This is a genomic window from Pseudomonas sp. P110(2024) (genome assembly GCF_057480795.1).
In genome coordinates, this window is the sequence record NZ_JBLIYT010000004.1 from 112,600 (window position 1) to 124,647 (window position 12,048).

At 66.2% G+C, this 12,048-nt stretch carries 15 protein-coding genes; 13 read left to right on the plus strand and 2 right to left on the minus strand.

Annotation, left to right across the window (positions count from 1 at the left end):
* Nucleotides 1-20: 20 nt before the first annotated feature.
* The 12 genes from AC25ND_RS07800 to AC25ND_RS07855 all read left to right on the plus strand — a co-directional run bounded on the left by AC25ND_RS07800 (nt 21) and on the right by AC25ND_RS07855 (nt 10,431).
* Complete coding sequence (locus AC25ND_RS07800; RefSeq protein WP_182322550.1) at nt 21-2,381, plus strand: efflux RND transporter permease subunit; 2,361 nt, start codon at nt 21-23, stop codon at nt 2,379-2,381.
* Between the two features lie 28 nt (nt 2,382-2,409).
* A complete protein-coding gene (locus tag AC25ND_RS07805) occupies nt 2,410-3,372 on the plus strand; it encodes a WD40/YVTN/BNR-like repeat-containing protein (RefSeq protein WP_236179398.1) in 963 nt (320 codons plus the stop codon).
* Nucleotides 3,373-3,409: 37 nt separating this feature from the next.
* Complete coding sequence (locus AC25ND_RS07810; RefSeq protein WP_189660255.1) at nt 3,410-4,630, plus strand: amine dehydrogenase large subunit; 1,221 nt, start codon at nt 3,410-3,412, stop codon at nt 4,628-4,630.
* On the plus strand, nt 4,624-5,178 hold the full coding sequence (locus AC25ND_RS07815; RefSeq protein ID WP_186599831.1) for a MauE/DoxX family redox-associated membrane protein: 555 nt from the start codon (nt 4,624-4,626) through the stop codon (nt 5,176-5,178). Before AC25ND_RS07810 ends, AC25ND_RS07815 begins: the two co-directional genes overlap by 7 nt.
* Complete coding sequence (gene mauD, locus AC25ND_RS07820) at nt 5,175-5,771, plus strand: methylamine dehydrogenase accessory protein MauD (protein ID WP_062364441.1); 597 nt, start codon at nt 5,175-5,177, stop codon at nt 5,769-5,771. The genes AC25ND_RS07815 and mauD overlap by 4 nt, the downstream gene beginning before the upstream one ends.
* Nucleotides 5,768-6,292 (plus strand): methylamine dehydrogenase light chain, encoded by a 525-nt coding sequence (locus AC25ND_RS07825; RefSeq protein WP_028689280.1) that lies wholly within the window; start codon nt 5,768-5,770, stop codon nt 6,290-6,292. Before mauD ends, AC25ND_RS07825 begins: the two co-directional genes overlap by 4 nt.
* A gap of 3 nt (nt 6,293-6,295) precedes the next feature.
* Nucleotides 6,296-6,742, plus strand: coding sequence for a hypothetical protein (locus AC25ND_RS07830; protein WP_028689281.1), 447 nt, complete (start codon nt 6,296-6,298; stop codon nt 6,740-6,742).
* Complete coding sequence (locus AC25ND_RS07835; RefSeq protein ID WP_028689282.1) at nt 6,739-7,344, plus strand: c-type cytochrome; 606 nt, start codon at nt 6,739-6,741, stop codon at nt 7,342-7,344. Before AC25ND_RS07830 ends, AC25ND_RS07835 begins: the two co-directional genes overlap by 4 nt.
* 95 nt (nt 7,345-7,439) lie before the next feature.
* The gene (locus AC25ND_RS07840; RefSeq protein ID WP_051555628.1) at nt 7,440-7,964 is read left to right on the plus strand and encodes a hypothetical protein; all 525 of its coding nucleotides are present in this window, start codon (nt 7,440-7,442) and stop codon (nt 7,962-7,964) included.
* Nucleotides 7,961-8,665, plus strand: coding sequence for an NAD(P)H-dependent oxidoreductase (locus tag AC25ND_RS07845; RefSeq protein WP_062364439.1), 705 nt, complete (start codon nt 7,961-7,963; stop codon nt 8,663-8,665). Before AC25ND_RS07840 ends, AC25ND_RS07845 begins: the two co-directional genes overlap by 4 nt.
* A gap of 15 nt (nt 8,666-8,680) precedes the next feature.
* On the plus strand, nt 8,681-9,463 hold the full coding sequence (locus AC25ND_RS07850) for an enoyl-CoA hydratase/isomerase family protein (RefSeq protein WP_028689284.1): 783 nt from the start codon (nt 8,681-8,683) through the stop codon (nt 9,461-9,463).
* A 146-nt stretch (nt 9,464-9,609) separates the two neighbouring features.
* Entirely contained in the window at nt 9,610-10,431 is an 822-nt protein-coding gene (locus AC25ND_RS07855; protein WP_486976218.1) for a MipA/OmpV family protein, read from the plus strand.
* A 1-nt stretch (nt 10,432) separates the two neighbouring features.
* Here the strand turns inward: AC25ND_RS07855 and AC25ND_RS07860 are convergent, their stop codons facing one another.
* Nucleotides 10,433-10,897, minus strand: coding sequence for a VOC family protein (locus tag AC25ND_RS07860; RefSeq protein ID WP_028689286.1), 465 nt, complete (start codon nt 10,895-10,897; stop codon nt 10,433-10,435).
* Nucleotides 10,898-10,938: 41 nt separating this feature from the next.
* Complete coding sequence (locus AC25ND_RS07865) at nt 10,939-11,121, minus strand: DUF2986 domain-containing protein (RefSeq protein ID WP_028689287.1); 183 nt, start codon at nt 11,119-11,121, stop codon at nt 10,939-10,941.
* A 153-nt stretch (nt 11,122-11,274) separates the two neighbouring features.
* Here AC25ND_RS07865 and AC25ND_RS07870 point away from each other — a divergent pair, with 153 nt between their 5' ends.
* A complete protein-coding gene (locus AC25ND_RS07870; protein ID WP_486970782.1) occupies nt 11,275-12,042 on the plus strand; it encodes a ribonuclease T2 family protein in 768 nt (255 codons plus the stop codon).
* The last annotated feature ends 6 nt before the right edge of the window (nt 12,043-12,048 follow it).

The following is a 12,048-nucleotide window of genomic DNA, read 5'->3' on the forward strand; positions in this document are numbered from 1 at the left end:
GCGTGGTGGGGAGGCTATTCATGCTGGCTAATCTGGTCTCGGCGCTCGAGCGCCTGGTCTTTCGCCACCGCCTGGCGACCCTCGGCCTGCTGGCCGTGGTCACCCTGGTGATGGGCCTGTTTGCCGCGCGTCTGGAGATGACGGCGGGCTTCGACAAACAGCTGCCGCAGCAGCACCCCTATATCAAGACGTTCAACCAGTACCGCGACGTGCTGTTCGGCGCCAACCGCGTCATCGTGGTGCTGCGGGCGCGCCATGGCGATATCTGGAACACGGCGGCGCTGACACGCTTGCACGACCTGACCCAGACGCTGTTCTTCCTGCCGGGCATCGACCGGCGCAGCGTCACTTCGCTGTGGACGCCGAACACCCGCGCGGTGCAGATCACCGAGGAGGGCATGAAGGCCGAGGACGTGGTCGGCGGTGATGTCACCGTCGGCAACCTCGATGCCCGGGCCATTGCCGCCATTCGTGAGCGCACCCTGGCCGGCGGCTTCGTCGGCACCCTGGTGGCCAATGACCAGCGTGGGGCCATGGTGGTGGCGGAGCTGGCCGACCCGGACCCGGTGACGGGCAAACGTCTCGATTACCTGGCCTTCAGTCGTCAGTTGGAGGAGCAGGTACGGGCGCGATACGCCGACGCCGCCTTCGACGTGCAGATCATCGGCTTCGCCAAGCAGATGGGTGATATCGGCGCCGGCGCCCGCAGCGTGGTCGAGTTCTTCGCCCTGGCTTTTGTGCTCACGGCATTGGCGGTCTACTGGTACATCCGCTCCTGGCGCCTGACGGCGCTGGCGCTGGTGTGTTCGCTGGTGTCGGTGGTGTGGCAGTTCGGCACCCTGACGCTGTTGGGCTTCGGCCTCGATCCGCTGGCGATCCTGGTGCCGTTCCTGGTGTTTGCCATCGGCGTGTCCCACGGCGTACAGCAGGTCAATTTCATCGCCAAGGAGGTCTGTGCCGGTGCCGATGGCATGACCGCCGCCAGGCGCAGTTTCGTCGGCCTGATGATTCCCGGCACCCTGGCCCTGATCACCGCCTTCGTCGGCTTTGCGACGTTGGTGCTGGTGCCGATCCCGATGATTCGCGAACTGGCCATTACCGCGTCGGTGGGGGTGGCCTACAAGATCGTCACCAACCTGGTGATGCTGCCGGTACTGGCCAGCTACTGCCGTTTCGACGGACGCTACGTGGCCAAGGTCGAGCGCCTGCGTGCGCGCCGCGAAGGATTGATGACCGGCCTTGGGCGCATCGCCGAGCCGCGCAACGCGCTGCGGGTGACCATGCTGGGCGTTGGCCTGATGGCACTGGCGGTGTGGCAGAGCCAGGGCCGGCACATTGGCCATGTGCTGCCGGGGGCGCCCGAACTGCACGCCGACTCGCGCTACAACCAGGATGTGGAGCAGGTGGTCAGCCATTTCGCCCTGGGCCTGGACCTGTTCACCGTGGCCGTGCAGACCCCGGCGGGCGGTTGCTACCGGCATGACGTGATGGCCTATGTCGACCGCCTGACCTGGTACCTGGGCACCTTGCCCGGCGTGCTGTCGGCGCAGGCGCTGCCGGCCATGGCCAAGCTGGCGGCCTCGGGGGTCAACGAAGGCAACCCGAAATGGGCGGCACTGCCGGTCGACGAGCTGTCTCTGGGCGAAACCGTGCGCCAGGTGCCCGAAGCGCTGCGCCTGTTCGATGCCGACTGCACCGTGCTGCCGGTCAACCTGTACCTGGCCGACCACAAGGCCAGCACCCTCAAGCAGATAACCGCGGCCGTCGAGCAGTACCGCGAGCGCCATGTGCTGCCTGGGGTGAGCGTGCGCCTGGCCAGCGGCAACGCCGGGGTGCAGGCCGCCACCAACGCGGTGGTGGAGGGCTCGGAGCTGCCGATGATGCTCTACGTGTACCTGACCATCGTGCTGCTGGTGGGGCTGGTGTACCGCGACTGGCGGGCGATGCTCGCCTGCTGCCTGCCGCTGACCCTGGCGACCTTCCTCGGCTACTGGTTCATGAAGGCCCTCGACATCGGCCTGACCGTGGCCACCTTGCCGGTGATGGTGCTGGCCGTGGGCGTCGGGGTGGATTACGCCTTCTACATCTACAACCGCCTGCAACTGCACCTGGCAGCAGGAAGCGACATCGTCGCCGCCTTCCAGCAGGCCTTGCGCGAAGTGGGCGTGGCCACGGTGTTCACCGCGCTGACGCTGTCGGTTGGGGTGGCCACCTGGTCGTTCTCGGCGTTGAAGTTCCAGGCCGACATGGGCCTGCTGCTGACCTTCATGTTCATGGCCAACATGCTCATGGCGGTGACCTTGCTGCCGGCGCTGGCCGTGGTCCTGGAAAGACTGGTTCCGCGACGGGGGCCGGTCCGCGCGCCCCTGATCGCCCATTGAGAAGGGCTGAAGGATGAGGACTGTTCAGGTGTTGCCCTGGTTGCTGGGGGTGATATGGGCAGGGCAGGTCGCTGCGGCGCCGGCCATTGCCCTGAGCGATGTACGCCACGCGCCCCTGGTGGCGGTGGCGCGGGCCGGGGAAGGGCTGGTCGCGGTGGGCGACCACGGCGTGGTGGCGTTGTCCGCCGATGGCCAGCAATGGCGCCAGGCGCGCAGCGTGCCGGTGGATGGTTTGCTGACCGCCGTGAGCTTCGTCGATGAGCGACAAGGCTGGGCGGTGGGGCATGGTGGGGTGCTGCTGCACAGCCTCGACGGCGGTCAGCACTGGACCCTGCAACAGCGCCTGGAGGGCAAACCCGTGCTGCTGTCGGTGCTGTTCACCGATGCCCACCACGGCATGCTTGTCGGTGCCTACGGTTATGCGGCGCGCACGGTCGATGGCGGCGTCAGCTGGCTGCCGATGCAAATCGGCGAGGAGGGCGACGACTTCCACCTCAATCAGGTGTTCCAGGCCGCTGACGGCAGTCTGTTCATCGTCGGCGAGGCCGGCCACGGCTACCGCTCCTCTGACCAGGGCGCGTCCTGGCAGGCGCTGGACACCGGTGTCAGTGGCTCGCTGTGGACCGGCACCGGCCTGCGCGATGGTCGCGTGCTGCTGGCGGGGATGAGTGGGCGGGTGCTGCTGGGCGACAGCCAGGGGCGCCACTGGCGCCTGCTCGACAGTGGCAGCCGCGAGGCGATCAGCGCCGTGACGCAACTGGATGACGGGCGGGTGGCGCTGGTGGGTAATTCGGGCCTGGTGGCGATCTCCGACTCGCAGGTGGCGCATTTTACCAGCGCACAACGTGAAGACCGCTCGAACCTGGCCGCCCTGGCTGCGCAATCCGGTCACCTGCTGCTGTTCGGCGCCACTGGCGTGATCGATGGCGTGGCACCGGATGCCAAGGCAGCTGTCACCGCGCGCCAAGCCTCTGAAAATGCCCCTCGATAGACTCAAGCCCAGGCCAATCGCCTGTTGCGGAGCCCCTATGTTCAAGCGTTCCTTGCGTCATCTGCTGTGTGGTCTGTCGTTGTTCGCCGGCACCGCCTCGGCACTGGCCGAATTCGTGCCGGAGCAGGCCCGTGTCGAAGTGCTGGGCGATCATCGCGAGCAGCACTGGTTCTGGATCTGGGGCAGCAATGCGCCCAACATGGTCGATGGCCGCGCCTACCTGTTCGACGACCAGGGCCGCAACCTCGGCCAGCTGAGCACCGGCATCTGGTCCAACGGCCTGCAGCTGGCGCACAGCCGCGACGAGCTGTATGCCACCGAGATCTACTTCAGCCGTGGCGTGCGCGGCCAGCGCAGCGATGTGGTCACGGTGTACGACGCCAGGACCCTCAGCCCCAAGCGTGAGATCGCGATCCCGGCCAAGCGCATGACCGCGCTGATCTCCACGGGCCTCAGCGTGCTTTCCGATGACGAGCGCTTCCTGCTGGTGCTCAATTTCACCCCGGCGCAGTCGATCTCGGTGGTCGATCTGGAAAACAGCCGCTTCGTCACCGAGGTGCCGATCCCCGGCTGCGCCTCTATCTACCCGGCCGGCCCTCGCGATTTCTACGCCATCTGCGGCAATGGCGGGTTCTTCCACCTGCGCTTGGATGATCAGGGGCAGGTGGCGCTGCAAGAGCGCACCGCGCCAGCGTTCGATCCATTGCAGGACCTGCTGCTGACCACGGGCGTGCGCGATGGCGGCACGTGGTACTTCGTCTCCCAGCACAACCGCGCCTATGCCCTGGACATGAGCGCCGAGGGTGTGCGCCCGCGCAAGCAGTGGTCGTTGCTCAGTGACCAGGAGCGCGCCGATGGCTGGGGCATTGCCGGCAACCATGGTGTGGCCTTGCATCGGCAGAGCGGGCGGCTGTTCGTATTGATGCACAAGGACAAACCGGAGAACTACCAGAAGCCCGGCACCGAGGTGTGGGTGTTCGATGTGGCCACGCAGCAGCGTGTGGCGCGCCTGTCGCTCAAGGAGCAGAGCACCGCCATCGGCGTCAGCCAGGGCGCGCAACCACGGCTGTACAGCCTGGACTGGGTGGTGCCGATGCCGAGCCTGTTCACCCTGTGGGTCTACCTGACAGAAGGCGAGGCCGGACTGACCCCGTTGCTGCGTCAGGGTGTGAACCTGTACGACGCTGACAGCGGCGAGCACCTGCGCAGTGTCGGTGACATTCCCCTGGGTTTCCTCAATGTGGTGATGCCATGGTGAGCGTCGAACTGCTGCATGACCCCTTGGTGCATGTCGCCAGCGTCGGCGGGCTGGCCCTGCTGCTCGGCGCCGCCGCGCTACACAAGCTGCACGATCCCCGGGCGTTTGCCGAGGTGCTGCAACGCTATGCGCGCGTGTTGGGCCGCTGGTGCGCGGCGCCGGTGTGGGCGCACCTGTTGCCGGTGCTGGACGTGTTGGCCGCCGCCGGCTTGTTGCTGAGCCTGTGGTGGCCGTTGGCGACGCTGCCCGCTGTGGTGATGCTGGTGCTGTATGCCGGCGTGCTGGCGGCGGCCGTGGGAGAGGGTGCATCCCTGGAAGACTGCGGCTGCCACTTCGGCGGCCGTCGCCAGCCGCCGTCCCGGGCGCTGGTCTGGCGCAACCTGCTGCTGGCGCTGGTCGCCGGCAACCTCTTGGTACCGATGAACGAACGCGCGCTGAGCTGGCTCGACGGCTGCACCCTGGTGTTCGCCTTCGTCTGTGTCGCCGCCCTGTACCTGCTGGCCAACCAGCTGATCTCCAACCGTGCACTTGCGAGGCAACGGCCATGACCTATGCACTGATCATTTCCAGCCTGTTGTCCTGGGCGATCATCCTGATGCTGATCCTTGCCGTGTGGGCGCTGGCGCGCCAGGTCGGGCTGCTGCATGAGCGCATCCAGCCGGTGGGGGCGCTGTCCCTGGGCAAGGCGATAAAGGCCGGTGACACGGCGCCCGTGTTCACCCTGCCGAGCCTGACCGGGGGCTCGGTCAACCTGGGCGGCGCAAGCGGGCAGGGCACTTTGCTGTTCTTCCTGTCCGAGACGTGCCCGGTGTGCAAGACGCTGCTGCCGGTGCTCGATGCGTTGCGCCGCCAGGAACGCCTGAGGGTCGTGCTGGCCAGCGATGGCGAAGCGGATGAGCACCTGGCCTTCATCGCCGCCCACAGCTTGCAGGCGTTCCCCTACCTGCTGTCGCGGGAAGTGGGCCTGGCCTACCAGATCAGCAAGCTGCCCTACGCTGTGCTGATCGATGAGCACGGCCGCGTCGCCAGCCATGGCCTGATCAACACCCGCGAGCACCTGGAAAGCCTGCTGGAAGCGCGGCGCCTGGGGCATGCCACCGTCCAGGCGTACAACGCCGCGCAACAGGGGATGCAGCCATGACGATCCGTTGGTTCGACGAGGCCACCCAACTGCTGACCCGCCGTGTCGCCCGCGGCACTTCGCGCCGCGGCTTTCTTGGCGGCTTGGGCACCTTGCTGGTCGGCACCGGGGCGACCACCCTGCTGCCGGTGTTTCGCGGCGGCGCCTTTGCCCAGTCCAGCGCTGGTCTGCAGGAGTCGGGTGATCCGAACAGTTGCGAGTACTGGCGTCACTGCGCCATCGACGGTTTCCTTTGCGGCTGCTGCGGCGGCACGTCCAGCAGTTGCCCTCCGGGCACCGTGCGCTCGGACATCACCTGGATCGGCACCTGCCGCAACCCCACCGACGGCAAGGACTACGTCATCTCGTACAACGACTGCTGCGGCAAGAGCAACTGCGGCCGTTGCGTGTGCCAGCGTGACCAGGGCGACACGCCGCTGTACCGCCCGCAGAGCTCCAACGACCTCAACTGGTGCTCCGGCAGCCAGGCGGACATGCCGTACCACTGCTCGCTGTCGGTGGTGATCGGGGTCAAGGAGTAGGGCATGGCCGTGCGCCGGATAGGGCTGCTGACGCTGGCGGTGCTGTTGCTCGCCGGCAATGCCCGGGCCACCGAGCCCCGTCAGTTCGACTACATGCTCAACTGCCAGGGCTGCCACCTGCCCGACGGCAGCGGCAACCCGGCGCGCAACGTGCCGGCGTTTCCCGGGCAACTAGGCAAGTTCCTCGGGGTGCCGGGTGGGCGCGAGTACCTGGTGCAGGTGCCGGGTTCGGCTTTGTCGGGGTTGTCGGACGAAGCCCTGGCCGGCGTCCTCAACTGGATGCTGGCGCGTTTCGACGCCCGTCATCTGCCCGCTGATTTCAACCCCTACACCGGTGCCGAGGTGCGGCAGTGGCGCGGGGCGGTGCCCGCCGACGTCGAGACCACGCGCAATCGCCTGCTGCAACGCATCGCTGAACAAGAACGACGATCAGGGAACCCCGACCGATGAAACAAAGCCTTTACGCTGGCCTGCTGGCCATGACCGCGGCCTTCGCCGCCCACGCCGAAGCGCCACCGACCCAGGCCACCACCTGTGTGGCCTGTCACGGTGCCCAGGGCCAGGGCAACCCCGCCCTGGGCGCGCCGCGGCTGGCCGGGCAGCAGGCCGAATACCTGCTCACCCAGCTGCGCGACTTCAAGGCAGGCCGCCGTGGCTATGCCGCCGCAGACACCCATGGCGCACAGATGCGCGCCATCGCCACGACCATAGGCGATGGCGACCAGGAACCGCTGGCGCGCTACTTCGCAGGGCTTGGCGGTACTTCCAGCACTGTGCCAGCTGCGTCCGCTAGTCAGGGGCAAGCGCTTTACCAGGGTACCTGCGGCGCTTGTCACGGCCCTCAGGCAGAGGGCTTCGCGCACTTGAAAACGCCCAATCTGCGCGTGCTTGACCGGGTCTATCTGGAGCGTCAGCTGACGGCGTTCAGCGATGGGACCCGAGGGGGCGAGCAGCATGGCAGCGAGCTGGCGATCTGGATGCGCGGCATTGCCTTGCAACTGCATGACGATGATCAGCGGCGGGTATTGCTCGACTACATCGCCAGCCCTTGAATCGGGGCTGCTGCGCAGCTCATTCACGGCATAAGGCCGCTACTACAGGAATCGTGAAGGCCCACTGTCCCTCTCCAACGGAAATACCTCCTACCATGCCATCACCCAAGTTTCTCAAGGGCTTTCGCCACGAACTGGCCAACCGCGCCTTCGCCCTGGCGGCGGTCCGGCGCATGGCTTCGCGCTTGCAAGGCCAGCCGTCCCATCCATTCTGGAAGACCTATGCCGACCTCGAACGCTTCAATCAACCGCGTTACCAGGCCGCCGCCGACCGCTGGGGGCTGGATACCACGCCCGGCGTACTGACACGGCTCAAGGCCTGGCTGCTGTCCTCGGTCCCGCGGCCCCTGCAAGGCCTGATGCTGCGCATCGTCCACCACGAGACCGTGAAGTACATGGCCTGGCTGCAGGGCCTGCGCCAGATTGGCCCCGCTGATGCGCAGCGTTTCCTCGACTACATGATCGAGCAGGAGCAACTGCAGCTGGACATGATGCGCATGGCGCTCAATGGGCGCTACCGCGATGTGGTACGCCAGGCCGACACCTTCTTCCTCAAATACAACGGTGTGCGGCTGCTGGCCGAACACCCCTTGCCACCTGCCACCGCGGAGCTGCCATGAACGTCCTGATCGTCCATGCCCACAACGAACCCCAGTCCTTCAACAGTGCCATGGCCCGCCTGGCCGTGGAGGTTCTCGAGGGCCAGGGCCACAGCGTTCAGCTGTCGGATCTCTATGCCATGGACTTCAACCCGGTCGCCAGCGCCGATGACTTCCGTCAGCGCGCCAATGCCGACTACCTGGTCTATGCCCTGGAGCAGCGCCATGCGGTCAACAACGGCACCCTGGCCGCGGACATCGCCGCGGAGCTGGACAAGATCCGCTGGGCCGACCTGATCATCCTCAACTTCCCCATCTACTGGTTCAGCATGCCGGCCATCCTCAAGGGCTGGATCGACCGGGTGTTCGTCTCAGGCTACTGCTATGGCGGCACGCGCATCTACGACCGTGGCGGGCTCAAGGGCAAGCGGGCGATGCTCAGCTTCTCACTGGGTGGGCAGAGCCACATGTTCGGGCCGGATGCGGTGCATGGCGAACTTGACGCGATGCTGCGTCCGATCCAGCGCGGGGTGCTGGGCTATGTCGGGTTGTCGGTGTTGCCGCCGTTCGTGGCGTTCCATGTGCCCTACATCAGCGAGCAGGCGCGCCAGCAGTACCTGGCGCAGTACCGCGAGCATCTGCTGACGCTCGATGAGCGGGCGCCGCTGGTGTTCCCGTCGCTGGATGATTTCGATGCCACCTTGCACCCTAGGGTCCTGTGAAGGGGAGCGATGCTCATGCCTGTTCATGTCGAGCGTTGCGAAGGCATCGCGTTTCTCACCCTGGATCAGCCGCAGCGACGCAACAGCTTCGACCTGTCCATGGCCGTCGCCCTGCGCGATGCCGTGCGCGGCCTGGCGCTGGCGCCGCCGAAGGTGGTGCTGCTGCGCAGCCGGGGCGAGCACTTCTCGGTCGGCGGTGACGTCCATCACTTCCAGCAGTTACTGCAACGTTCGCCCGACGCCCGTAGCGCAGGTGTCGCGCAGTTGGTCGGCGCGGTGAACGAGGCGGTGCTCGGGCTCACAGACCTGCCATGCCCGGTGCTGGGTCTGCTCAATGGCGCCGTGGCCGGCTTCGGCCTGTCCCTGGCGCTGGGCTGCGACCTGCTGGTGGCCGCCGAGGACGCCCGGCTGGTCTACGCCTACGGTGCCATCGGCATCACCCCGGACGGCGGCGGCAGTTGGCACCTGCCGCGCCACCTCGGGCTGCACCGCGCCCTGGCCCTGGCGTTGCTGAACACGCCCTTGTCGGCCCAGCAGGCCCAGGCGCTCGGGTTGGTGGTCGAGGTGGTGCCCGCCGACGCCTTGCCGGCCACCGGCCTGGCGCTGGCCAGGCGCCTTGCCGGCGCCGCCGCCGCTGCGCAGACGGGGGCCAAGCGGTTGCTGCGTGCAGGCCTGGAGGGCGATCTGGCCAGTGCGCTGGACCGGGAGCGAGGTGTGTTCGTGAGTCTTTGCGCCAGCGATGACTTTGCCGAGGGGGTGGAGGCCTTTTGTGAGCGCCGTCCGGCGTCCTTCGGCTAAAAAATTCAGCCATCTTCACGGGATCTTGATAGTCGCTCGAAGGAACGTTGACAGACCCTCGCTAGAGTGCGCGCCAGTTGAAATGCGCCGGGCAATCCCGGTGCGTTTCCCGTGGTGTCGAAAACCTTATCCAGCGAGTCATGATCATGTTCGAAACAACGTCCATCAGGAAGATACTGGGCACTTCGCTTGCCCTCAACGCGGCGCTTGCCTGCAGCCAGGCCAGTGCCCAGGAAAAGACTGCGCCGGACATCATCTGGGGCGACGAGGCCCAGGTCAGCGCAGGCTTCGCCCTGCATGCCGCGCCGCGCTACATGGGCGCGAAGGGCAGCCAGGGCCACCTGCTGCCATCGGTGACCGTCCAGCGCGGCATCTTCTTCGCCGACAGCCTCAAGGGCGTGGGCGTGCAGCACCAGTTCGACAACGGCTTCAGTGCCAGCCTCTCGGTTGGCTACGACTTCGGCCGTGCCGACGGTGACAGCAAGTACCGCAATGGCTCGGACGATTTGAAAGGCATGGGCGAGGTAGGCGGTGCGACGGTGGTCGACATCAATCTGGCCCAGCAGGTCCTGCCCTGGCTGGCGATCACCGCCGATGCCGAGCTGCGTACCGGTGGCTACAAGCGCGGCAACCGCTATCAGTTCGGCCTGCTGAGCACGCTGTACCACAACGACGCCGACACGGTGACCCTGGGCGTCAACGCCCATGCGGGGCAGGCTCGGTACAACCAGGCCTACTTCGGCGTCACCGGCCAGCAAAGCGACAACACCGATTTCGATCGATTCAAGGCCGACCAGGGCATCTATGCCTACTCGGGCGAGTTGTCGTGGATGCACCGGTTCGACCCGCACTGGTCGACCATCGCCAGCGTGAATGTGACGTACTATACCGACCAGGTCCGCCACAGCCCGATCATCCGCCAGGACACGCCGGTCACCTCGACCGTCGGCGTTCAGTACGCGTTCTGATTCAGGCCAGCGGCAGGAACGCCTCTTCGATGAACGCTTCGAGCGCCTGCGCCTCGATGATCTCGATCGAGAAATGCCCGAAACGCTTCGGCAGCCAGATGATGCGGGCACCGGCAGGCGACTGCAGGTGCTCGCGCGCCAGCGGCTTGCCGTTCTCGTCCTCGGGCTGGATGCCGTTGGCCGTCAGTTGGTCATAGGCCTGTTCGATGTCCGGCGTGGAGTAGCAATGGCGGTAGATCATCCCTTCGCCGTGAGTATCGAGCAGGTCCTTGAGGTTGCCCGCCAGCGGCTGCACCAGCATGAAACGCTCCTGACCGATCCGGGCGATGGCGTAGTGCACATGCAGGCCGCCGCGCTCCCAGACGAGCGTGCGCGAGATCTCGGCGCCCAGCACCTGGGCGTAGTAGGTACAAGCGGCCTGCAGATCGGCGACCAGCACATCCACGTGGCTGAATGTCAGGTCCATCGCATCGCTCGCTTTCTCGGCAGGTGTTGTCATCATCAGGCTCAGTGCTGGGTGGGGGAGGCGCTGTCTGCGTTGGCCTGTTCGGCGCCCAGGCTGGCTTCGGCCGCCAGCTTTAGCCGGTCGGCCTTGGAAATGTAGGTGTTGCGGTTTTTCGGCGCCAGCTTGGCGCTGGCCTTCTTGGCGTGGGCTTTCAACAGCTGGTTGATCTTTTTACGACGGTTCATGTTTTTTCGCTTCATTGGCGCCTGGTGGTACGGCAGGACGAACGATACAACAAAGCACCCCTGACGAATCGTCATATTCGCGCTACACCATCACCTGACGGGGTTGAACGAGCGACAGGCACGGAGCCTTTCGCACCCGACAAGGAGGTCATCATGCAAGGAACACCACGGCATTGCGCCTGGATGAGAACGCTGTTCTGGGGCTGGCTGGCCGTTGCCTCGCCGATTTTCGCCGAGGAAATCTGCGCGTTGCCCGACGTCGTCGAGCCCGCCCCGGTGCGCCCGGTGGACTATGTCAACAAGGACCTGCCCACCGACTACCTGGCGCTGGTGCTGTCCTGGTCGCCGGAACACTGCGAGACCCAGCGCAACAAGCCCAAGGCACAACGGGACAAGCATGCCTTCCAGTGCTTCTCCGGCAACCGTTTCGAATGGGTGGTGCATGGCCTGTGGCCGCAGAACCGCTATGCCAAGTCCAACCAGGACCATCCTCGCAACTGCCAGAGCGTCGGCTCGCTGCCGGCGCCACTGGTCAGGCAGCACCTGTGCATGATGCCGGGGCCGGACCTGATGCAGAACGAATGGCAGGCCCATGGTACCTGTGGCTGGTCGTCCGCCGAGCGCTACTTCGCCGATATCCAACGGGTGTACGACACGCTGCGCCGTCCCGATACCCAGGCCATGCTCGGCCGCAACCCTGGTCCCAATCAACTGCTGGACGCCAAGGTCAGCGATATCAAGCAGGCTTTCCTGGCCCGCAACCCCGCGCTGCCGTCGCAGAGCCTGCGAGTCTCGGTAGGCTCGGGCAACCGGCTGAAGGAACTCTGGGTGTGTCTGGACAAGCAGCTCGCCCCGATCTCCTGCCCGAGCGGCGGGACCCCTGACAGTCAATCGATCAAGGTCAGGACGCCGTTCCAGTAACCGGCC

Bases quoted from the DNA above. Each gene is read 5' to 3' on its own strand.
- AC25ND_RS07800 (WP_182322550.1), top strand. From the start codon at position 21: ATGCTGGCTAATCTGGTCTCGGCGCTCGAGCGCCTGGTCTTTCGCCAC.
- AC25ND_RS07835 (WP_028689282.1), top strand. From the start codon at position 6,739: ATGAAACAAAGCCTTTACGCTGGCCTGCTGGCCATGACCGCGGCCTTC.
- AC25ND_RS07810 (WP_189660255.1), top strand. From the start codon at position 3,410: ATGTTCAAGCGTTCCTTGCGTCATCTGCTGTGTGGTCTGTCGTTGTTC.
- AC25ND_RS07870 (WP_486970782.1), top strand. From the start codon at position 11,275: ATGCAAGGAACACCACGGCATTGCGCCTGGATGAGAACGCTGTTCTGG.
- AC25ND_RS07845 (WP_062364439.1), top strand. From the start codon at position 7,961: ATGAACGTCCTGATCGTCCATGCCCACAACGAACCCCAGTCCTTCAAC.
- AC25ND_RS07865 (WP_028689287.1), bottom strand. From the start codon at position 11,121: ATGAACCGTCGTAAAAAGATCAACCAGCTGTTGAAAGCCCACGCCAAG.
- AC25ND_RS07830 (WP_028689281.1), top strand. From the start codon at position 6,296: ATGGCCGTGCGCCGGATAGGGCTGCTGACGCTGGCGGTGCTGTTGCTC.
- AC25ND_RS07850 (WP_028689284.1), top strand. From the start codon at position 8,681: ATGCCTGTTCATGTCGAGCGTTGCGAAGGCATCGCGTTTCTCACCCTG.
- AC25ND_RS07860 (WP_028689286.1), bottom strand. From the start codon at position 10,897: ATGGACCTGACATTCAGCCACGTGGATGTGCTGGTCGCCGATCTGCAG.
- AC25ND_RS07855 (WP_486976218.1), top strand. From the start codon at position 9,610: ATGTTCGAAACAACGTCCATCAGGAAGATACTGGGCACTTCGCTTGCC.
- AC25ND_RS07825 (WP_028689280.1), top strand. From the start codon at position 5,768: ATGACGATCCGTTGGTTCGACGAGGCCACCCAACTGCTGACCCGCCGT.
- mauD (WP_062364441.1), top strand. From the start codon at position 5,175: ATGACCTATGCACTGATCATTTCCAGCCTGTTGTCCTGGGCGATCATC.
- AC25ND_RS07815 (WP_186599831.1), top strand. From the start codon at position 4,624: ATGGTGAGCGTCGAACTGCTGCATGACCCCTTGGTGCATGTCGCCAGC.
- AC25ND_RS07840 (WP_051555628.1), top strand. From the start codon at position 7,440: ATGCCATCACCCAAGTTTCTCAAGGGCTTTCGCCACGAACTGGCCAAC.